At 64.2% G+C, this 21,313-nt stretch carries 19 protein-coding genes and 1 pseudogene; 15 read left to right on the forward strand and 5 right to left on the reverse strand.

Translation table 11 applies throughout. The annotated features are described in order from the left end of the window. Nucleotides 1-3: 3 nt before the first annotated feature. From ACPDZI_RS20740 to ACPDZI_RS20770, 7 genes are all read left to right on the forward strand, one after another. The gene (locus ACPDZI_RS20740; protein ID WP_438833713.1) at nucleotides 4-843 is read left to right on the forward strand and encodes an SPOR domain-containing protein; all 840 of its coding nucleotides are present in this window, start codon (nucleotides 4-6) and stop codon (nucleotides 841-843) included. Between the two features lie 187 nt (nucleotides 844-1,030). Further along, nucleotides 1,031-1,564, forward strand: coding sequence for an ATP-dependent protease subunit HslV (hslV, locus tag ACPDZI_RS20745; protein WP_005306539.1), 534 nt, complete (start codon nucleotides 1,031-1,033; stop codon nucleotides 1,562-1,564). Nucleotides 1,565-1,659: 95 nt separating this feature from the next. Further along, the gene (hslU, locus tag ACPDZI_RS20750; RefSeq protein WP_438833714.1) at nucleotides 1,660-2,988 is read left to right on the forward strand and encodes an HslU--HslV peptidase ATPase subunit; all 1,329 of its coding nucleotides are present in this window, start codon (nucleotides 1,660-1,662) and stop codon (nucleotides 2,986-2,988) included. A gap of 260 nt (nucleotides 2,989-3,248) precedes the next feature. After that, a complete protein-coding gene (locus ACPDZI_RS20755; RefSeq protein WP_438833715.1) occupies nucleotides 3,249-3,515 on the forward strand; it encodes a TetR/AcrR family transcriptional regulator in 267 nt (88 codons plus the stop codon). Beyond that, nucleotides 3,452-3,889 carry a hypothetical protein gene (locus ACPDZI_RS20760; protein ID WP_438833716.1) on the forward strand — a complete coding sequence of 146 codons (438 nt, stop codon included), beginning with the start codon at nucleotides 3,452-3,454 and terminating at the stop codon, nucleotides 3,887-3,889. The genes ACPDZI_RS20755 and ACPDZI_RS20760 overlap by 64 nt, the downstream gene beginning before the upstream one ends. Continuing rightward, nucleotides 3,886-4,854 (forward strand): secretion protein HlyD, encoded by a 969-nt coding sequence (gene hlyD / locus ACPDZI_RS20765; protein ID WP_029304940.1) that lies wholly within the window; start codon nucleotides 3,886-3,888, stop codon nucleotides 4,852-4,854. The genes ACPDZI_RS20760 and hlyD overlap by 4 nt, the downstream gene beginning before the upstream one ends. Further along, on the forward strand, nucleotides 4,851-6,620 hold the full coding sequence (locus ACPDZI_RS20770) for an ATP-binding cassette domain-containing protein (protein WP_438833717.1): 1,770 nt from the start codon (nucleotides 4,851-4,853) through the stop codon (nucleotides 6,618-6,620). Before hlyD ends, ACPDZI_RS20770 begins: the two co-directional genes overlap by 4 nt. A 215-nt stretch (nucleotides 6,621-6,835) precedes the next feature. Here the strand turns inward: ACPDZI_RS20770 and ACPDZI_RS20775 are convergent, their stop codons facing one another. Then, nucleotides 6,836-7,114: a hypothetical protein gene (locus ACPDZI_RS20775; RefSeq protein WP_438833718.1), complete on the reverse strand. Its 279-nt coding sequence runs from the start codon at nucleotides 7,112-7,114 to the stop codon at nucleotides 6,836-6,838. On the opposite strand from ACPDZI_RS20775, the gene ACPDZI_RS20780 reads away from it, so the two are divergent. From ACPDZI_RS20780 to mgtE, 7 genes and pseudogenes are all read left to right on the forward strand, one after another. Then, nucleotides 7,080-7,727 (forward strand): ABC transporter permease, encoded by a 648-nt coding sequence (locus ACPDZI_RS20780; protein WP_438833719.1) that lies wholly within the window; start codon nucleotides 7,080-7,082, stop codon nucleotides 7,725-7,727. The two genes, ACPDZI_RS20775 and ACPDZI_RS20780, sit on opposite strands and share 35 nt — an antisense overlap. A gap of 3 nt (nucleotides 7,728-7,730) precedes the next feature. Continuing rightward, entirely contained in the window at nucleotides 7,731-8,819 is a 1,089-nt protein-coding gene (locus ACPDZI_RS20785; protein WP_005355575.1) for an ABC transporter permease, read from the forward strand. Nucleotides 8,820-9,115: 296 nt separating this feature from the next. Next, entirely contained in the window at nucleotides 9,116-11,662 is a 2,547-nt protein-coding gene (gene nirB, locus ACPDZI_RS20790; protein ID WP_429044737.1) for a nitrite reductase large subunit NirB, read from the forward strand. A 100-nt stretch (nucleotides 11,663-11,762) separates the two neighbouring features. Then, nucleotides 11,763-12,080, forward strand: coding sequence for a nitrite reductase small subunit NirD (nirD, locus tag ACPDZI_RS20795; protein WP_041202829.1), 318 nt, complete (start codon nucleotides 11,763-11,765; stop codon nucleotides 12,078-12,080). Nucleotides 12,081-12,131: 51 nt separating this feature from the next. Further along, on the forward strand, nucleotides 12,132-12,944 hold the full coding sequence (nirC, locus tag ACPDZI_RS20800) for a nitrite transporter NirC (protein WP_438833720.1): 813 nt from the start codon (nucleotides 12,132-12,134) through the stop codon (nucleotides 12,942-12,944). 12 nt (nucleotides 12,945-12,956) lie between these two features. Then, nucleotides 12,957-14,362: pseudogene (gene cysG, locus ACPDZI_RS20805) on the forward strand (siroheme synthase CysG). Between the two features lie 125 nt (nucleotides 14,363-14,487). Further along, complete coding sequence (mgtE, locus tag ACPDZI_RS20810; protein WP_438834601.1) at nucleotides 14,488-15,918, forward strand: magnesium transporter; 1,431 nt, start codon at nucleotides 14,488-14,490, stop codon at nucleotides 15,916-15,918. A gap of 57 nt (nucleotides 15,919-15,975) precedes the next feature. Here mgtE and ACPDZI_RS20815 read toward each other — a convergent pair whose 3' ends face one another. Next, a complete protein-coding gene (locus tag ACPDZI_RS20815) occupies nucleotides 15,976-17,829 on the reverse strand; it encodes a methyl-accepting chemotaxis protein (protein WP_438833721.1) in 1,854 nt (617 codons plus the stop codon). A gap of 146 nt (nucleotides 17,830-17,975) precedes the next feature. On the opposite strand from ACPDZI_RS20815, the gene rraA reads away from it, so the two are divergent. Then, nucleotides 17,976-18,461: a ribonuclease E activity regulator RraA gene (rraA, locus tag ACPDZI_RS20820; RefSeq protein WP_005306574.1), complete on the forward strand. Its 486-nt coding sequence runs from the start codon at nucleotides 17,976-17,978 to the stop codon at nucleotides 18,459-18,461. A gap of 270 nt (nucleotides 18,462-18,731) precedes the next feature. Here the strand turns inward: rraA and ACPDZI_RS20825 are convergent, their stop codons facing one another. The 3 genes from ACPDZI_RS20825 to ACPDZI_RS20835 form a co-directional block, all read right to left on the reverse strand. Continuing rightward, on the reverse strand, nucleotides 18,732-19,406 hold the full coding sequence (locus tag ACPDZI_RS20825) for a 7-cyano-7-deazaguanine/7-aminomethyl-7-deazaguanine transporter (protein WP_011707785.1): 675 nt from the start codon (nucleotides 19,404-19,406) through the stop codon (nucleotides 18,732-18,734). Nucleotides 19,407-19,538: 132 nt separating this feature from the next. After that, nucleotides 19,539-19,826, reverse strand: a complete 288-nt coding sequence (locus ACPDZI_RS20830) for a DUF3630 family protein (RefSeq protein WP_411637540.1) — start codon at nucleotides 19,824-19,826, stop codon at nucleotides 19,539-19,541. A 10-nt stretch (nucleotides 19,827-19,836) separates the two neighbouring features. After that, a complete protein-coding gene (locus ACPDZI_RS20835; RefSeq protein WP_438833722.1) occupies nucleotides 19,837-21,264 on the reverse strand; it encodes a protein adenylyltransferase SelO in 1,428 nt (475 codons plus the stop codon). Nucleotides 21,265-21,313: the final 49 nt, after the last annotated feature.

The following is a 21,313-nucleotide window of genomic DNA, read 5'->3' on the forward strand; positions in this document are numbered from 1 at the left end:
TAGATGGCGACCCGGGATTATGTCGGCAGCCGCCCGCGACGTCGGGCGGGTGGTCGCAACACCAAGAAAGCGGCACCTCGCCGCTTTCCTGTTATCCCGGCCCTGCTGGCCGGGGCGCTGCTGGCTGGCTTTGGCGGCTTCCTCTACATGATCAATGGCAAGGGCCATGATGCCCCGACCATCGAAGAGCAGGTGAAAGCCAACAAGCCCAAGGCACAGAACAACGGTCTGCCGCAGGAGAAGTGGAGCTATATCGAACGGCTGGAGAACAAGCAGGTCGATATCACCGAGCCACCGCCCCAGCCGGGCGTGCTGCCACCACCGCCGGCGGAAACCATGACCCTGCAGCCGGAGAAGCTGCCGCAACCGGTGCCGACCGACATTCCCCAGCCGGGCACCCCCATCGGTCAGGTGCAGCCCTACAAGCCGCAACCGGTACAACCGGCCAAGCCGGCGACCGGCGCACCGGTGGCCAGTGCCCAGGAGCAGGTGATCGACCGCAAGGCCGAACGGGACCGGATGGAGCGGGAGCTGCGTGCCGAACTGGAACTGGAGCGGGCCGAGGCCGCCAAGGTCAAGGCGGCCACCCCGCCCGCGACGGCCGACAACGAACGCTACATGATGCAGTGCGCCGCGCTGCGCTCGCAGGATTCCGCCGAATCGCTCAAGGCGCGCATCGCCTTCACCGCCGGGCTCTCTTCCAGCCTGCAGGTGGTCAACGGGGCCGGTGGTGCCGTCTACAAAGTGATGGTCGGTCCCTTCAGCGGCAAGGCGGCGGCTGATGCGGCCAACCGCAAGCTGCAGGGCTCCGGCATCAGCGGCTGCATCCCCAAGAAGGGCTGATCGCCGCATGCATACCACAGGGCCGGGTGGCAACACCCGGCCCTGTTTCTTTTGGTGCCACTTGCCACCGATCCTCTCCCACCCCGTTTGTCTCGCCAAACCGCAGGCTTGAAAAGCCGGTTTGCCATCCCCATCTTTCTTGCCATGCACAGTCAGGCCGTCATTCGGCTCAAGCGAGGTAAGTAAAGTGACTACCATAGTTTCAGTTCGCCGCAACGGTCAGGTCGTCATCGGTGGCGATGGCCAGGTTTCCCTTGGCAACACCGTCATGAAGGGCAATGCCCGCAAGGTTCATCGCCTCTACAACGGCAAGGTACTGGCTGGTTTCGCCGGCGGCACCGCCGACGCCTTCACCCTGCTCGAGCGCTTCGAAGCCAAACTGCAGGCCCATCAGGGCAACCTGGAGCGCGCCGCTGTGGCGCTGGCCAAGGACTGGCGCACCGATCGCGCCCTGCGCCGCCTCGAGGCCCTGCTGGCCGTCGCCGACGAGCACAAATCCTTCATCATCACCGGCAACGGTGACGTGGTGCAGCCGGAGCACGATCTCATCGCCATCGGCAGCGGCGGCAACTTTGCCCAGTCCGCCGCCATCGCCCTGCTGGAGAACACCGAGCTCGACGCCAAGAGCATCGTCGAGAAGTCCCTCAAGATTGCGGGCGACATCTGTGTGTTCACCAACGGCAACCACACCATCGAAGTGCTGGATTATTCAGCTAAATAAGTCGGCGAAATAGGGCCGCCAAATAAGGCCGTCTTGCCAGACCCCCCATTTTCCAAGGGGTGGGCCCTGCCCGCCCCGGATACAGGAACGCCATCATGTCCGAGATGACCCCGAGAGAAATCGTCCACGAGCTGGATCGTCACATCATCGGCCAGGCCGACGCCAAGCGCGCGGTCGCCGTCGCCCTGCGCAACCGCTGGCGCCGGATGCAACTCGATGAAGAGATGCGCCATGAAGTGACCCCGAAAAACATCCTGATGATCGGCCCGACCGGCGTCGGCAAGACCGAGATCGCCCGTCGTCTGGCCAAGCTGGCCAACGCCCCCTTCATCAAGGTGGAAGCGACCAAGTTCACCGAAGTGGGCTATGTCGGCAAGGAAGTGGACAGCATCATCCGCGATCTGACAGATGCCGCCATCAAGCTGGTGCGCGAAACCGAGATGGAGAAGATGAAATACCGCGCCGAGGAAGCCGCCGAAGAGCGCATCCTCGACGCCCTGCTGCCCAACCCGCGCAACAGTTGGGGTGAGGAAGAGAAAGCCGACAACTCCAACACCCGCCAGATCTTCCGCAAGAAACTGCGGGAAGGTCAGCTGGATGACAAGGAGATCGAGCTGGAGCTCGCCGCCTCCCCGATGGGCGTCGAAATCATGACCCCGCCGGGCATGGAAGAGATGGCCAACCAGTTGCAGGGGCTGTTCCAGAACCTGGGCCAGAACCAGAAGAAGAAGCGCAAGATCAAGGTCAAAGAGGCCATGAAGGCGCTGATCGAAGAGGAAGCGGCCCGCCTGGTCAATCCGGAAGAGCTGAAGCAGAAAGCGATCGCCGCGGTCGAGAACAACGGCATCGTCTTCCTCGACGAGATCGACAAGATCTGCAAGCGCGGCGAGAGCTCGGGCCCCGATGTCTCCCGTGAAGGGGTTCAGCGCGACCTGCTGCCACTGGTCGAGGGCTGCACCGTCAACACCAAGCACGGCATGGTCAAGACCGACCACATCCTGTTTGTCGCCTCCGGCGCCTTCCAGATCGCCAAGCCGTCCGACCTCATCCCCGAGCTGCAGGGCCGCCTGCCGATCCGCGTCGAGCTGACCGCGCTGACCACCGATGACTTCGAGCGCATCCTGACCGAGCCGAACGCCTCGCTTACCGATCAGTACCAGGCGCTGATGGCCACCGAAGGGGTCAAGATCGAGTTCACCAAGGATGGCATCCGCCGTCTGGCCGAAGCGGCCTGGCAGGTCAACGAGCGTACCGAGAACATCGGTGCCCGCCGTCTGCACACCGTGATGGAACGCCTGATGGAAGATATCTCTTTTGATGCCTCCGAGAAGTCCGGCGAGACCTTCGTCATCAACACCGACTACGTCAACGTCCACCTCGGCAAGCTGATTGAAGACGAGGATCTGAGCCGCTTTATTCTGTAAGAGCGAGCAATAGACCTGAAAACGCCTCCCCTGTGGAGGCGTTTTTATTTCTCCACCGCCTCCGTCATCTGCCCGGATTCGGGCCCAGACCTGCGGCAACCCGTTCAATCCCAAGCCGTTTCCAAACTTCCCCTTGCCAACGCCCGCCGTTTTTTCATCCCCGCTGAAATCTGCTCAAAAAAAGATCTTTCCTATTCTCGGTGGCTGATTTATACATACGTATAAATCAGATCAAAATCTGTGCAGCAGGAACCAGAAAGATGAATCCCACCCGTCAGAAACTGCTCGATACCGGCCTCGCCATCGCCACCGAGAAGGGGCTACGCGGCCTGACGGTGCGCGAGCTGGCGGCGGCGGCCGAGGTGAACCTCGGCTCCTTCGTCTACCACTTCGGCAACCGCGACGCCTTTATCGACGAGCTGGTCGAGCTCTGGTACGCCCCCTCTATGACGAGCTCAAATCGGTGGCAGCCAAAGGCTCCTACCCCTCTGCCATCGCCATGTTCGAGGCCACCATGGAGGCGCTGATCGGGCTGGTGGCGCGCCAGCGCGGCTTTATCAACCACCTGTTTGGCGATGCGCTGGCAGGTGAAGGGGCGGCCCAGCGCTTTCTGCTCAGCCTGCCGCGCCGTCATCCCCTGCTGCTGATCGAGCAGGTACGGATGGCACAGGCGGAAGGGTCGCTGGTCGCGGGTCACCCGCTCCAGCTGATGATCTTCATCATGGGGTCGGTCGGCCTGCCGCTGGTGATCGCCGGCAGCGGTCGTCAGCTCGGCTGGCTGCCTGAACAGGCAGCACCCTTTCTCAGCCAGATAGACAGCCCCGAGGCCGCCAGACAGCGGCTGGGATGGGCCCTGCGCGGCCTGCGCTCCACCGGCATCAAAGAAGGAGAAGCGGCATGAAACAACGCATTGCAATCGTGGCCCTGCTGCTAACCGTTATCGGCGGCTACCTCTGGTGGCAGGGGCGCCCGGCTGACGGCTCCATCCTCTACGGCAACGTCGATATTCGCGACGTCAATCTGGCCTTTCGGGTCGGCGGCCGCGTCGATCAGGTGCTGGTCGATGAGGGGGATAGGGTAAAAGCCGGTCAACTGCTGGCCCGCCTGGATCCGGCGCCCCTCACCCACAGCCGCGACAGCGCCCGCGCCAATCTGGCCGCGCTCACTGCCGCCAACGCCTTGATCCACAAAGGCTATCGCAGCGAAGAGACCGACCGCGCCCGGGCCGCACTGGCCGCCGCCGAAGCCGCTGCACTGGAAGCCGACCAGCAGTGGCGCCGCCAGAGCGCATTGGCAGCCACCGGCGCCATCTCCCGCGGTCAGCTCGATACCGCCCGCTCCCAGCGGGATCAGACCCAGGCACAAGTGCGCTCCGCCCGCGAGCAGCTCGCCCAGCTCGAAACCGGCTACCGCCCGGAGGAAATCGCCCAGTCCGATGCCCAGCTGGAAGGGGCCAAAGCGGCGCTCGCCAGTGCCGAACTGGCGCTGGCAGATGCCAACCTGACCGCCCCCAGCGACGGCATCATCATCAGCCGCGCCATCGAGAATGGCAGCATGGTGCAGAGCGGAGCGACCGCCTTCAACCTCTCCCTGACCGCGCCGGTCTGGGTGCGCGCCTATGTGGAGGAGCCCTGGCTCGGCCACTTCCCGAGCGGCGCCAAAGTGACCCTCACCACCGACTCGCGGCCTGATCAGCCCTATCACGGGGTGGTGGGCTTTGTCTCGCCGACCGCCGAGTTCACCCCGAAATCGGTGGAGACGCCTGACTTGCGCACTCACCTCGTCTACCGGCTGCGCATCGTGGTGCAGGATCCCGACCCGGCCCTGCGCCAAGGGATGCCGGTCACCGTCAGGCTGGCGCCATGAGCTGCGCCATCTCCCTCGAGGGGCTCACCAAACGCTTTGGCGAGCGGGTCGCCCTCAACGCCATCTCGGCCACCATTCCGGCTGGTGGCATCACCGGGCTGGTCGGCCCCGACGGCGCGGGCAAGAGCACTTTGCTGCGCCTGCTGGCCGGTCTGCTGATCCCGGAAGCGGGCACCATCCGGGTGCTGGGGCTGGACCCGGTGAGCGAGGGGGATCTGCTGCGCCAGCGCCTCGGCTACATGCCACAGCAGTTCGGCCTCTACGAGGATCTCAGCGTGCTGGAGAACCTCACCCTCTACGCTGACTTGCGCGGTGTACTGGAGCCCGAACGCACGCCCACCTTCGCGCGGCTGCTCGCCTTCACCGACCTCGCCCGCTTCACCGCGCGGCCTGCGGGCAAGCTCTCTGGCGGGATGAAACAGAAGCTCGGGTTGGCCTGCGCCCTGCTCGGCACCCCGGATGTGCTGCTGCTCGACGAACCGGGGGTCGGGGTAGATCCCATCTCCCGCCGCGCCCTCTGGCAGATGGTACGCGAGCTGGCCAAGGGAGGGATGACGGTGCTCTGGAGCACCGCCTATCTCGATGAGGCGGAGCTGTGCGACCACGTGCTGCTGATGGCGGATGGCGAGGTGCGCACCAGCGGCACACCGGCCGATCTGATGGGGGCCATGGCCAGCCGCTGCTGGCTGCTGGAGGCGGGGCAACTGGATGGCCGCGAGCGGCGCGCCCTGCTGCGCCGGGCTCTGGCGCACCCCGCAGTGATGGATGGCGCGGTGGCGGGGGAGCGGGTTCGCCTGCTGCTGCACCCGGGCATGACGCCCCCACCGCTGGCGGAGCTGCATCTCGCCAACGGCGCTTTTCAACCGGCCCAGCCCCGGCTGGAGGATGCCTTTATCGACCTGCTCGGCGGCGGCCCCGGCGGGGAGTCGAGTCTGGCAGCCGGGATGCGGGAAGCCGAACTGCCGCAGGGGGTCTCCCCCGAGGCGGTGATCGAGGCGCGCCACCTCACCAAACGCTTCGGCGATTTCGCCGCCACCGATGATGTCAGCTTTGCGGTGCGCCGCGGCGAGATCTTCGGCCTGCTCGGCCCCAACGGGGCGGGCAAGTCCACCACCTTCAAGATGGAGTGCGGCCTGCTGCGCCCGAGCGAGGGACAGGCGCTGGTGACCGGCATCGATCTGGCCCACAGCCCGTCGGCGGCGCGCCAGCGCCTCGGCTACATGGCGCAGAAGTTCTCCCTCTACAAGCAGCTCACCGTGGCCCAGAACCTCTCCTTCTTCGCCGGTATCTACGGCCTGTTCGGCCGCCACCAGCAGACGCGGATCGACGCCATGGTGACTGCCTTTGCCCTCGCCCCCTGGCTCGATCAGAAGGCGGAATCCCTGCCCCTCGGCCTGCGCCAGCGCTTATCGCTGGCCTGCGCCCTGCTGCACGAGCCGCCGCTGCTGTTCCTCGACGAGCCCACCTCCGGGGTCGATCCGGTGACCCGGCGCGAGTTCTGGTCGCACATCAACGCGCTGGCCGACCACTGCGTCACAGTGCTGGTCACCACCCACTTTATGGACGAGGCGGAGTATTGCGACCGCATCGCCCTCATCTATCGCGGCAAGCTGCTGGCGCTCGGCACTCCGGACGATCTCAAGGGGCTGGCCGCCAAAGAGGCGGCGACCTCTTTGCCAACCGGCTCCTTGCCGACCTGTTCTTTGCCAACAATGGAAGAGGCCTTTATCACCCTGGTCGAGCGGGCCAGCGAGGAGGACGCATGAGCATCAACCGTCGGCGACTGCTGGCCCTCTGCCGCAAGGAGACGCTGCAAATCGTCCGTGACCCGAGCAGCATCCTCATCGCCTTCATCATGCCGGTGGTACTGCTGGTGGTGATGGGTTACGCCATCAATCTGGATGTGGACCACCTGCGCCTCGGCATCTGGCGTACCGATAGCGGCGCCCCGGCGGTGCGGCTGGAGCAGGCCCTGCGCGGCTCAACCGCGCTGGAGATCCACAGCGGCCCGAGCAAGGAGTCCCTGCTCGCCAGTCTGGCCCGTGGCGAGATCCGCGGCCTGCTGGTGATCGATGACGGCTTCTCCCGCGCGCTGGCCGGTCAGGGCAGTGGCACGCCGCAGGCGCTGCTGCTGACCGATGGCTCCGAGCCCAACACCGCCAACTTCGTCACCAACTATGTGCAGGGGATCTGGCAGGGGTGGCTTGCTGGCGAGGGGGGTCGCTATGCCGGTGTCGATAGAGAGCCGCGCCTGGTTCAACCCAGCGCTGGTGAGCCGCAACTTTCTGGTGCCGGGCTCCATTGCGGTGGTGATGACCATCATAGGCGCCCTGCTCACCTCGCTGGTGGTGGCGCGGGAGTGGGAGCGCGGCACCATGGAGGCGCTGCTCGCCACTCCGGTCACCAAGGGAGAGCTGCTGCTCTCCAAGCTGCTGCCCTACTATGGCCTTGGCATCATCGCCATGCTGCTCTGCCTGCTCTTCTCGGTGGCGGTGATGGGCGTGCCGTGGCGCGGCTCCCTGCTGCTGCTCTTTCTGGTCACCAGCGTCTTTCTCGGCAGCGCCCTCGGGCTCGGGCTGTTCCTCTCCACCGTGATGCGCAGCCAGTTCAACGCCGCGCAGGCAGCGCTGATCGCCGCGTTTCTGCCCGCGGTGATGCTGTCGGGCTTCGTGTTCGAGATCGCCAGCATGCCGCCGCTGCTGCGAGCCATCACCCACCTCATTCCGGCCCGCTACTTCGCCAGCTCCTTGCAGACCCTCTATCAGGCGGGCAGCGTCTTCTCGATCCTGCTGGTCAACGGTTTCTGTCTGCTGCTGCTGGCCGGTTTCTGGCTAGCCCTGACCGCCCGCAAGACGCGGCGCACTCTGGAGTAACCCATGCTGATCCGACTCTGGTGGCTGATCCGAAAAGAGCTGCAGGCCCTGATGGGCAATACTCAGGGGCGCTTTCTGCTCATCATGCCGGTGCTGCTGCAAACCGCCCTCTTCCCGTTCGCCGCCACTCTGGAGGTGACCGGCAACACGCTGGCCATCTACAACCAGGATGGCGGCGCCCAGAGCCGCGAGCTGCTGGAGCGCCTCACCCATATGCCCGCCTTCACCACCATCATTCCGGTGCAGGGCGAGGCGGGCATGACCGAGGCCATCACCGGGCAGCAGGCGCTGCTCGGGCTGATTATTCCGGGGGATTTTTCGCGCCGATTGGCGCGGGGCGAACCGGCCAAGGTGCAGCTGATTATCGACGGACGCCGCTCCAACGGCGGTCAGGTAGCGGCGGGCTACATCAGTCAGGTGATCGCTCGCTGGCAAAGTGAGGGCAAGGGGCAACCCGAGCTGGCAGTACGCAACCTCTACAACCCCAACGTCGAGTTCCACTGGCATATCCTGCCGGCGCTGGTGGCCATCATCACCACCACCGGCTGTCTGATTGTCACCGCCCTCTCGGTCGCGCGGGAGCGGGAAGAGGGCACCTTCGATCAGCTGCTGGTCTCGCCCCTCACCGCAGGCTGGATCATGGCGGGCAAGGCGGTGCCCGGCATCATGGTGGCGGTGGGACAAGGGTGCATAGTCGCGCTGGCCGCCCGTTTTGTCTTTCACCTTCCCTTTGCCGGCAGCCTCAGCCTGCTGATGGCGGGCATGGTCTGCTACGGGCTGGCACTGGCCGGGATCGGGCTCTTCATCTCGTCGTTCTGCTCGACCCAGCAGCAGGCCTTTCTCGGGGTCTTCTCCTTCACCGTACCGGCGGTGATCCTCTCGGGCTACATCTCGCCGGTGGAGAATATGCCGCAGGTGTTCCAGTGGCTGGCGGCCATCGACCCCCTCACCCACTTCATCGTGCTGCTCAAGGGGGTCTTCCTCAAGGGGTTCGACTGGTCGGCCGCCTGGCCCCTGCTCTGGCCGCTGCTCGCCATCGCCGGCGTCACCCTGTCGCTGGCGCTCGCCATGTTCCGCCGCCATATCGCCTGACGCGCCACCTTGTTCAGCTGATGCCGATCTCGCCCAGCGCGAGGCCGGCCATTTTCCGCCAGAAGTTTTCACTCCCCGGTCGTGGGTAAACCGGGCTTTCCCTCCACCACCCCTCACCTCGAGCTAGCCCAGAAATCATTAACTGGTATACCTATTTTTGTATAGTGTTGAATTTTCTCGAATTACCCCTGAGGAGATATATAAATAGACACTTGATTTGCATCAATCGCCCACCCCTGCCGACTGGGTAGCCTAGCCCCAGAATGATGTTTTATTACTCCAAACTTGAGGCAACTATGAGCAAAGTCAGACTGGTCGTTGTGGGCAACGGCATGGTGGGGCACCGCTTCATCGAAGAGCTGATCGAGCGGGCCGATCCGGGCCGCTACGAGATCACCGTCTTCGGTGCAGAACCCCGTCCCGCCTACGATCGCGTCCATCTCTCCTCCTACTTCTCCCATCACACTAGCGAAGATCTCTCCCTCGTCAAACCCGGTTTCTACGACAAGCACGGCATCCGCCTGCTGCTCGGCGAAGCGGTGAAAAAAATCGACAGGGCCAACCGCGAAGTGCACTCCAACAAGGGCACTGTGGTCGAGTACGACAAGCTGGTGCTGGCCACCGGCTCCTACCCCTGGGTGCCGCCCATTGCGGGCAGTCAGCACCACGAGTGCTTCGTCTATCGCACCATCGAGGATCTGAAAGCCATCCGCAGCGCCGCCAGGAGCGGCAAGAGCGGGGTGGTGATCGGTGGCGGCCTGCTTGGCCTCGAAGCCGCCGGCGCCCTCAAGGCACTGGGTCTCGAAACCCATGTGGTGGAATTTGCTCCGGTACTGATGGCCGAGCAGCTCGACGGTCAGGGCGGCCAGCTGCTGCGCCGCAAGATTGAATCCATGGGCGTGCAGGTACACACCAGCAAGAGCACCAGCGAGATCCTGATGCATGGCGGCGAGCAGGCAAAGCACCGCCTCGCTTTCGCCGACGGCAGCCAGCTGGAAGTGGATGTGGTGGTCTTCTCCACCGGCATTCGCCCGCAAGATACCCTCGGCCGTTACGGTGATCTCGCCATCGCCGAGCGCGGCGGCATCGTCATCGACGATCACTGCCTCACCTCAGACCCCGACATCTATGCCATCGGCGAATGCGCCGCCTGGCAGGGCCGCTTCTTCGGGCTGGTGGCGCCGGGCTACAAGATGGCCCAGATCACCGTCGACCATCTGCTCGGCGGCGACAGCCGTTTCGAAGGGGCTGACATGAGCGCCAAGCTCAAGCTGCTCGGCGTCTCCGTCGGCTCCATCGGCGATGCCCATGGTCGCACCCCGGGCAGCCACAGCTATGTGTTTCAGGACGATCAGGCCGGCGTCTACAAGAAGATCGTGGTGAGCGAGGACAACAGCCGATTGCTCGGCGCCGTGCTGGTGGGTGACGTGGAAGATTACGGCAACCTGCTGCAGATGATGCTCAACGCCCTGCCGCTGCCGAGTCACCCGGATACCCTGATCCTGCCCACCTACGCCGGTGCCAAGCCGACGCTGGGGGTAGATGCCCTGCCGGAAAGCGCCCAGATCTGCTCCTGCTTCGACGTCTCCAAGGGCGACATCGCCAAGGCGGTGGCCGAAGGTCACACCACCCTGGCCGCCATCAAGCAGCACACCAAGGCCGGTACCGGCTGCGGCGGCTGTGTGCCACTTATCAGTCAGGTGCTCAACGCCGAGCTGGTGAAGCAGGGCATCGAGGTCAACAACCACCTCTGCGCCCACTTCCCCCACTCCCGTCAGGAGCTGTTCCATCTGGTCAAGGTGGAGGGGATCAAGAGCTTCGACGAGCTGCTGGCCAAGCACGGTCAGGGCTATGGCTGCGAGGTGTGCAAACCGACCGTCGGCTCCATCCTCGCCTCCTGCTGGAACGAGCATGTGCTGAGCCCGCGCAATATCCCGCTGCAGGACACCAACGACATCTTCCTCGGCAACATGCAGAAGGACGGCAGCTACTCCGTCATCCCGCGCATGGCCGGTGGTGAAGTGACTCCGGAAGGGCTGCTGGCGGTGGCCGAAGTGGCCCGCGACTACAAGCTCTACACCAAGATCACCGGCGCCCAGCGCATCGGTCTGTTCGGGGCCCAGAAGGATGATCTGCCCGCCATCTGGCGCAAGCTGCTGGCGGCGGGTTTCGAGACCGGTCAGGCCTACGCCAAGGCACTGCGCATGGCCAAAACCTGCGTCGGCAGCACCTGGTGCCGCTTCGGCGTGCAGGACAGCGTCGGCCTCGGGGTCTTCCTCGAGAACCGCTACAAGGGCATTCGCACCCCCCACAAGATGAAGTTCGGCGTCTCCGGCTGTACCCGCGAATGTGCGGAAGCGCAGGGCAAGGATGTTGGCATCATCGCCACCGACGCGGGCTGGAACCTCTATGTGGGCGGTAACGGCGGCATGAAGCCGCGCCACGCCGATCTGCTGGCGTCTGACCTCGACCGCGAGACCCTCATCAAGCTGATCGACCGCTTTATGATGTTCTACGTCACCAGCGCCGACAAACTGCAGCGCACCTCGGTCTGGCTCGGCAATCTGGAAGGGGGCGTCGACTACCTGCGCGAGGTGATCGTCGACGACAAGCTGGGGCTGGCCGAGACGCTGGAGCGCGATATCCAGACCCTCATCGACAGCTACGAGTGCGAATGGTCGCGCACCCTCAACGAAAAGGAAGCGCTCAAGCGCTTCAGCCACTTCATCAACAGCGACAAGCGCGATCCGGACGTTCAGTTCGTCAGCGAGCGCGACCAGCACCGACCGGCGACCCCGGCCGAGCGCATCCCCGTCTACCAGATCGAGGTGGAAACCAAATGATGAAACTTGCCTGCCAACCCAACGGCATCCTGATGGGCTGCATGGACGTTTGCGCCCTGCTCGATAGCCAGTCCATCCAACTCGAGGTGGAGATTAAGCGATGAAACTTGCCTGCCAACTCAACGACATCCTGCCGGGAACCGGAGTCTGCGCTCTGATCGAGGGTCGTCAGATCGCTCTGTTCCGCCCGAGCGCGGCGGCCGAGGTGTTCGCCATCGACAACCGGGATCCCTTCTTCGCCGCCAACGTGCTGTCGCGGGGCCTGATCTGCGAGCACGACGGCGAGCTCTGGGTCGCCAGCCCGCTCAAGAAGCAGCGCTTTCGCCTGAGCGATGGCCACTGTTTCGACAACCCCGCCATGTCGGTGCAGAGCTATCCCGTTGAAGTACGCGATCAGCAGGTCTGGGTCGCCGTCTAACACCATGCATATCAGGGCTGCCCGCGGGCGGCCCTCTTGAAGGAAACAAAGATGTATACCGAAACCATCAACAAGTGCGCCGCCAACGCGGCCCGCATCAACCGCTTCGAGCGCAGCGACAAGCTCGGCTTCTGGCTCAGCTCCGCCATGGCGGGGGCCTATGTGGGCCTCGGCATCATCCTCATCTTCACCCTGGGCAACCTGGTGGATCCGAGCATCCGTCCGCTGGTGATGGGGGCCACCTTCGGCATCGCCCTGACGCTCGTCATCATCGCCGGCTCCGAGCTGTTCACCGGCCACACCATGTTCCTCACCTTCGGGGTGAAGACCGGCAAGATTTCCATGGGGGATCTGCTGCGCATCCTGCCGCAGACCTGGGCTGGCAACCTGCTCGGCTCCATCGCGGTGGCGCTGATCTACTCCTACGGCGGCAGCCTGCTGCCGGACGCGGGCAGCCTGGCGCACAAGGTGGCGCTGGCCAAGACCCAGGCACCGGCGCTGACCCTGTTCATGAAGGGCGTGCTGTGCAACTGGCTGGTCTGCCTCGCCATCTGGATGGCGCTGCGCACCGAGGGTGCCGCCAAGTTCATCGCCATCTGGTGGTGCCTGCTGGCCTTTATCGCCTCCGGCTACGAGCACTCGGTCGCCAACATGACCCTGTTCGCCCTCTCCTGGTTCGGTGCCCACTCCGAGGCCTACACCCTGGGTGGCATCGGCCACAACCTGCTGTGGGTGACCCTCGGCAACACCGTCTCCGGCGCCCTCTTTATGGGCCTCGGCTACTGGTATGCCACCCCCAAGGCTGAGCGCACGGTCGCGGTGAGCGAGACCACCACCACTGCCAGCCAGACCCAAACCGCCTGATCAGGAGGCCCCATGGACTACTTGCCCATCTTTTGCCGACTCGACAACAAACCCGTGCTGCTGGTCGGCGGCGGCGAGGTAGCACAGCGCAAGGCGCGCCTGCTGCTGGATGCCGGTGCCCAGCTCACAGTAGTCGCGCCCGAGCTCGACCCCGAACTGGCGGAACTGGCTGCCAACGGCAGCGTCGAGTGGCTGGCCGGTGAATTCGCGCCGCAGCAACTGGCGGGCAAGTGGCTGGTGGTGGCCGCCACCGATCGGCGCGAAGTGAACGCCCTGGTCTACCAGAGCGCCAATCAGGCGCGGATCTTTGCCAACGTGGTGGATGACCCGAAACGCTCCAGCTTCATCATGCCGTCGATCATCGATCGCTCGCCGCTGATGGTGGCCATCTCCTCCGGCGGCAAGGCCCCGGTGCTGGCCCGCTTGCTGCGGGAAAAACTCGAAGCCCTGCTGCCCCAGCATCTGGGCGCCGTCGCGGCCTACGCCGGCAGCCTGCGGGAGCGGGTCAAGGGCCGCTTCGCCAGCATGGGCGAGCGGCGCCGCTTCTGGGAACGGCTGCTCGGGGCGGACCGGCTCGGGCAGGCACTGGCACGGGGCGATAGCGCCTCTGCCAATCAGCTGGCCGACAGCCTGTTTGCCGACGAGAGCCAGACCGGTGGCGAGGTGGTGCTGGTGGGGGCCGGCCCCGGCGATCCGGGCCTGCTCACCCTGCACGCCCTGCGCCAGATGCAGCAGGCGGACGTGGTGGTCTATGACCGGCTGGTCTCCGACGAAGTGATGGCGCTGGTGCGCCGCGACGCCAAACGTATCTTCGTCGGCAAGCAGGCGGGCAACCACTGCGTGCCGCAGGAGGGGATCAATCAGCTGTTGCTGGAGGAGGCGAAGAAGGGCCAGCGGGTGGTGCGGCTGAAGGGGGTGACCCCTTCATCTTCGGCCGTGGCGGCGAGGAGCTGGAGACGCTGGTCGGCAGCGGCATCGGCTTTCAGGTGGTGCCGGGGATCACCGCGGCCAGCGGCTGCGCCGCCTACGCCGGCATTCCGCTGACCCACCGCGATCACGCCCAGAGCGTGCGCTTCGTCACCGCCCACGGCAAGGGTGGCGCTCAGGATCTCGACTGGCCGCTGCTGGCCAAAGACAAGCAGACACTGGTCTTCTACATGGGGCTCTCATCCTGCGCCACCATCCGCGAGCAACTGCTGGCCCACGGCAAGGCAGGCGACACCCCGGTGGCGCTGATCGAGCGCGGCACCCAGCCCTGCCAGCGGGTCATTCGCGGTACCCTCGATCAGTTGCCCGCGCTGGCGGTGGGGGTCGAGAGCCCGGCCCTCATCATGGTGGGTTCGGTGGTGACCCTGGCGGACCAGCTTGCCTGGTTCGGGCAAGGAGGCGCCACAGACGCGGCCCTGGCTTCGGCCTGATCGCTGCATCCATTCCAACGCCACCCTCGGGTGGCGTTTCTTTTTCTGCATTTACTGTCATAACCTCTTGTTTTGAGTCTGGTATCCTATGGGGACTGTCCGCCGGATCACCGAATTCAGGAATTCTGCTTCATGTCCCTCCCCCCAAGAACAGCGCCAAACAGCGTGAACACGACAGAGCCCGCATCCTCACGCTGCTGCTGGCTGATGATGCCCTCACCGAGAGCCTGCTCGACCCGCAAGGGGAGCAGGACGCAGAGCTTCGGGACCAGACCAGCGAGCTGACCCGGCTGGTCAACAGCCTGCCCGCCGCCGATATCGCCGATGCGCTGGAATCCCTGCCGCCGGACGAGCGCCACGTGCTATGGCAGCAGGTGGATGCAGACAAGCACGGCCAGATCCTGGTGGAAGCGTCGGAGACGGTGTGGGACAGCCTCATCAGCGGCATGAGCGACAAGGAGCTGCTGCACGCCCTGAGCACCCTCGACATCGACGACCAGATCTACCTGGGCCAGCACCTGCCCCGCAACCTGATGGGGCGGCTGCTCACCTCCATGGCGCCGGTGGACAGGGACAAGGTGCGGGAGGTGATCCGCTACGGCAAGCACACGGTCGGCGCCATGATGGACTTCGAGCTCATCACGGTGCGGCCCGACGTGACCCTGGCCACCGTCCAGCGCTATCTGCGCCTGCGCGGCCAGATCCCCGAGAACACCGACAAGCTGTTCGTCACCGATCGGCGCAACCGGCTGCAGGGGGAGCTGCCCCTCACCGCCGTGCTGCTGCACAAGCCCGAAACCCTGGTGAGCGACGCGATGGAGAAGGATCCGGTCACCTTCGATCCGGAAGACAACGACGAGGCCGCCGCCCGCACCTTCGAGCGGGACGACCTGGTCTCCGCCGCCGTGGTGGATGCTAGGGGCAAGCTGATGGGCCGGCTCACCGTCGCCGAGGTGGTGGACCTGGTCTATGAAGAGAGCGACACCGACCTGCGCCGCATGGGGGGGATCAGCGAGGAAGAAGACGTGTTCGCCCCCGTCGCCAAGGCGGTCAAGACCCGCTGGGCCTGGCTCGCCATCAACCTCTGCACCGCCTTCGTGGCATCGCGGGTAATCGGCCTGTTCGAGCACACCATCTCCCAGCTGGTGGCGCTGGCGGCGCTGATGCCCATCGTCGCCGGCATCGGCGGCAACACCGGCAACCAGACCATCACCATGATAGTGCGGGCGCTGGCGCTGCAGCATATCCAGACAGGCAACGTCTCCTTCCTGCTGTGGCGCGAGCTGGGGGTGGCCCTGATCAACGGCCTGGTGTGGGGCGGCATCATGGGCATCGCCACCTTCCTGCTCTATCAGGATGCGGCGCTGGGGGGCGTGATGACGCTCGCCATGATCCTCAACCTGCTGGTGGCGGCCCTGATGGGGGTCATCATCCCCATGACCATGAGCCGACTGGGCCGCGACCCGGCGGTGGGTGCCAGCGTGATGATCACCGCCATCACCGACACCGGCGGCTTCTTCATCTTCCTGGGGCTGGCCACCCTGTTCCTGCTTTAATCCGCTTGGCAGTAAAAAGGGAGCCTTGATGGCTCCCTTTTTCATTCGGCGCGGCCGCTACACCCGGTATTTGGCCACCGCCTGGTTGAGCAGCTTGGCCTGCTCGGTCAGGCCGTGGCTCGACTTGGCGTTCTCCTCCGCCATCAGGCTCGACTCCTGGGCGATGTCGCGGATGTTGTTGACGTTGCGGTTCACCTCGTTGGCCACCAGGCTCTGCTGCTCGATCGCTGCCGCAATCTGGGTGCTCATGTCCATGATGTGGGTGACGTCCTGAGTGATCTGCTCCAGCAGTTCGCCCGCCATGCTGGCTTGCTCCGAGCTGCTGTTGCCCTGCTCGCGGCAGGTTGCCATCATGCCCACTATGTTGCCGGTCTGCTTCTGCAGCGAGCTGATGATGCCGGCGATCTCCTGGGTCGACTTCTGGGTGCGGATGGCGAGGCTGCGCACCTCGTCCGCCACCACCGCAAAACCGCGCCCCTGATCCCCCGCCCGCGCCGCCTCGATGGCTGCGTTGAGGGCCAGCAGGTTGGTCTGCTCGGCGATGCCGCGGATCACGTCCAGCACAGAACCGATGGTTTCGCTCTCCTGTTGCAGCTGGGCCACTTCACGGGAGGAGTTCTCCAGGTTGTCGGCCAGGGAGCGGATCTGGCTGACGGTGTTCTCCACCGCACGGCGTCCCTCCATCGCCTTGTTGTTGGTAGTCTGGGCATTGTTGGCGGCCTGCTCGGTGTTGCGGGCGATCTCCTCTATGGTGGAGCCCATCTCGGTGGAGGCGGTCGCCACCATGTCGGTCTCCTGCAACTGGCGAGCGGCCCCCTCGCTGGTGCGGCGGACGTTGCCGGAGAGGTGATCCGCCGCCTCGGTCAGGGTGTGCACGCTCTGCTTAACGTCGCCGATGAGGTGGCGAAAGCCCCCCAGCATCACGTCCAGATTGCCTGCCAGCTGGGCCATCTCGTCCGCCCCCTGCAGCTCTATCTTGAGGCGCAGGTCGTTGTCCTGCCGGATGCGGTTGACGGTGTCGTTCACCCGCGAGATGGGGCGGTCGATGCTGCGGCCCAGCAGCATGCTCATGATGCCGATCAGCACTATGATGATGCCGCCGCAGACCAGCATCAAGGTATTGAGGCGCGAGGTCTGCCGTACCAGCTCGTCGGCGACGTGCTTGCCGACGGCGGTAAAGCCCTGCTCGGTCTGATGCACCAGGCCCCGCATCTCATTGCGCAGCCCCTCATCTTCACTCAGTCCCAGCACTTGCATGCCCTGCACCAGCGCGACGAAGTCCTGCCGGTACTGCTCGCTGGCCTGCTCCAGCTTGCCGCGATCAGCCTCCGGCAAGGTTGCCAGCCGCTGCTGGAAATCCTTGTGCAGAGTCTGGAAGCGCTCCAGATACTGGATATCGGAGCGCAGCATGAAGTCTTTCTCCGCCCGCCGCAGCTGTAACATGGTGATGAGCAGCCCCTGTTCATCCAGCTGCTTGAGCCCATCTTCCACCTGATGCACTGCCGTTCTCAAACGCCCATAGAGGCCGTCTTCCGGCCCCAACCCGATGATCTGCTGCTGGGCCACCAGATCGTTGAAGGCCTTGCCATAGGCCCCCATCTGCTGATCCAGCCGGGTCAGCTCGCCCTGCACGGCACTGAGGTTGTCATCCTGACCCAGGGTCTGGTTGAGCTGGTGAAAATTGGCCAGCACCTCATTGAAGCGGGTCACGAAGGCCGGATCCTTGCGGATCAGGAAATCCTTCTCGGCCCGTCGCAGGTTGAGCATGGCGATCTCGAGCCCGTCCACGTTGCGCTGGGCCTCGGTCAGATGGCGACTCACCTGATTGGAGTAGAGAAACAGGCCGCTCAATACCAGCATGGCAACGGCGACCAGCGCGGTATTCAAGATCAATTTATGACGGATCAGCACGATGAACCTCTCACAAGCATGGGATGGACTGCATTGAGCTTATGCGGAAAACGTTATCCCCGTTGTTGTTCAAGGAATATTCATTGAAATGCCGGTCCCACTCCTTATACTGGATCCCACCTGTTTCCAGCGGTGGATTTGACACAATGGAATACAACACTTCAGAACTGTGCGACATCTATCAGGACATGGTGGATGTACTCGAACCCATGCTCTGCTCCTTCGGCGGCCGCGCCTCGTTCGGCGGCGTCATCACCACAGTCAAATGCTTCGAATCAAACGGCCTGATCCGTGAACTCGTCAAAGAGAACGGCGTCGGTCGGGTGTTGCTGATCGATGGCGGTGGCTCCATGCGCCGCGCCCTGATCGACAGCGAGATCGCCACCACGGCGGCCGAAAACGAGTGGGAAGGGATCGTCTGCTACGGCTGCGTGCGCGAGGTCGACATTCTGGAAGACTTGGATATCGGCATTCAGGCGCTGGCAGCCATTCCAGTGGGTGCCGACAGCAAGGACGTGGGCGAGACCGATCTGCCGGTCAACTTCGGCGGCGTCACCTTCCTGCCGGACGACCATCTCTACGCCGATACCACAGGGGTGATCCTCTCCCCCGATGCGCTCGACATCGAGTAAGCAGAGCAGAGTAAAAATGGGAGCCAAGGCTCCCATTTTTTATGCCCGTCGCTGGCCGAAAACACGCAAAAAAAGAGGGCCAGTAAAAACTGGCCCCTTAACTGGAAGCAATGTGAGCAATGTCGTGCCTTCACAAGAAGTCCATCACGTTGGAACGAATGAAGTCTTTCCCGGAAAACAAGTTAACAATAATCATTCTCATTTAACTTGGCAACCCTTATTTGCCAAAAATGCAAAAAAATTGACCACCCCTGGGGGTGGTCAATCTCGTCAGGCTTGTCGCGTCGCCGTTTGCAGGCCGGCCAATCCGGCCTCACCCACCAGCTTGCGGCTGAGATAACGCAGCAGCACGCCGTAGAGCGGCACAAACAATCCCAGGCTTATCAGCAGCTTGAACACGTAGTCCACGGTCGCGATCTCGACCCAGTGCTCGGCCATGAAGGGATCCGTGCTGCGCCAGAAGGCGATGGTGAAGAAGGCGATGGTATCTACCAGGTTGCCGAACAAAGTGGAGGCTGCCGGTGCCACCCACCAGGCTTTCAGCAGCCGCAGCCGGTTGAACACCACCACGTCCATGAACTGGCCCACCAGATAGGCCATGAAGCTGGCCAGGGCGATGCGCGCCACGAACAGGTTGAACTCGGCCAGGTTGCCGACGCCCTGGAAGCTGCCCTCGAAGAACAGCACCGACAGGGCATAGGAGATAGCCAGCGCCGGCAGCATCACGGTCTGGATGATCTTGCGCGCCAGACCGGCACCGAAGATCCGCACCGTCAGGTCGGTGGCCAGAAAGATGAACGGGAAGCTGAAGGCACCCCAGGTAGTGTGGAAGCCGAAAATGGTGATCGGCAGCTGCACCAGGTAGTTGCTGCTGGCAATGATCAGGATGTGGAACAACGAGAGGCGCACCAGCGCCGTCTGGTGCTGAGCAGGGGTCAGATTCATATTGTGACCTTTTTGGTTAATGGGGTTAGGGAACCCATACCGCCACCATTGGCGATAATTGAGGGGCGAGATTATACGCCCCCACACTGATAGTTCAATCTTTATGCGGTTGCTTGAGGCTGCTGCGCCTGCTCAGCCCTGATGCTGACGAGCCAGCCAGAGCAGTACCTCGGCATCGGCCGGCTGCTCCGCCGCCAGCCAGCAGCCGCTGTAGTGTTCGTATTCGAGCCGAAAGCGGCTCCCCTCGAACTCCAGCAACCAGCTGTGACGATCGGCACCGCACTCCCGCTCGAGCGCCACCAGCTCCCACTCCTGCAACAGCGCCTCGGCCAGGGTCGGAAAGCTGTCCCAGTCGAGTGCAGGGTTTACCAGCGTCACCACCCCGGCGTCCCTGTCTATTTGCGCGATACGCCAGTTCATCTGCTGCTCCTCAACTGCTGCAAGAGAGCTCGCCACCGCAATACCATGCCGGTTGCAGAGTAGCGAGTTCCTCGTATTCGGGTTGCTCATCATAGGGGTGCTGCAGGGCCGCAAACAGCCGTTCGAACGGTACCATGTCACCCTGCTCGGCGGCCTCGATAACCCGCTGGGCCAGCGCGTTGCGCAGCACATACTTGGGGTTGACCGCATCCATCTGCGCCTTGCGTACGCCATCCTCGCACCCTTCCCGAGCGAGGCGCGCCCGATAGGCCTCAAGCCACCCTTGCCAAGCGGCAGGATCCGGCAACAGAGCCAGCAGGCTGGCAGGCCACGCTCCCTCTCGCGTCACCTCACCGAGACGGCGCAGGAACAGGTGGTAATCCACCCCGTGCGCCACCAGCAGCCGGAACAGCTCGCGAAACAGCGCCGGATCATCGTCTTCCCACACCGCCAGCCCCAGTTTGGCCCGCATCAGTTCGGAATAGTGCAGCATCAACTGGTGTTCGTACTGGGCCAGGGCCGCAGCCAGCGCGTCCCCATCGACGTGGTCGGCCAGCGCCTGCACCAGCTTTTGCAGGTTCCAATAACCGACCGCGGGCTGCTGATCCAGCGCATAGCGACCGCCCGGATCCGAGTGGTTGCAGACAAAGTCCGGCACATAGGCATCGATAAAGCCGTATGGCCCGTAATCCAGCGTCAGCCCGAGCAGCGACATGTTGTCGGTGTTCATCACCCCGTGGCAGAAGCCTGCCGCCTGCCACTTGGCGATGAGCCGCGCGGTGCGGCGCACCACTTCGGCAAACAGCTCGGCACCATCGGCCAGCTCGGGGAAATGGTGGCGCAGCAGATAATCGATAAGGGCCGGGATCCGCTCCCCCTGCCCGCTCCAGGCGAAATACTCGACGTGGCCGAAGCGCAGATGGCTCGGGGCGGTACGCAGCACGGTCGCGCCCGTCTCCACCTGCTCGCGGTAGACCGGCTCCTGGCTGCCCACCAGCACCAGTGCCCGGGTAGTGGGAATACCGAGGGCATGCAGCGCCTCGGAGGCCAAATACTCGCGAATGCTGGAGCGGAGCACAGCGCGGCCATCGCCGAAACGGGAGAAGGGGGTCTTGCCCGCCCCTTTCAGGTGCAGGTCCCAGCGGCTGCCATCCGGCGCCTGCTGCTCTCCCAGCAGCAGGGCACGGCCATCGCCAAGACGTGGGCTGTAGCCGCCGAACTGGTGGCCCGCATAGACCTGGGCTACCGGCTGCATGCCGGGCAAGGGCTGCCCATGGCCACAGCAGGCCAGCCAGTCGGTCTCGCTCACCGCCCCCAGCCCCAGCTCGCCGAGCAGCGCACGGTTGAGGTGCAGCAGGCCGGGAGCATGCAATGGCTGGGGTGCGACGGGCTCACAGGCCCAGGGCAGTTCGGTGGCAAAAGTGTTGATCAGCTTCATGGTGGTGCGGTTCGTCCCTGCGTATGCTCGTGTCACTCTTTATACCGCC

Source organism: Aeromonas oralensis (assembly GCF_049665575.1).
Lineage (GTDB): Bacteria > Pseudomonadota > Gammaproteobacteria > Enterobacterales > Aeromonadaceae > Aeromonas > Aeromonas hydrophila.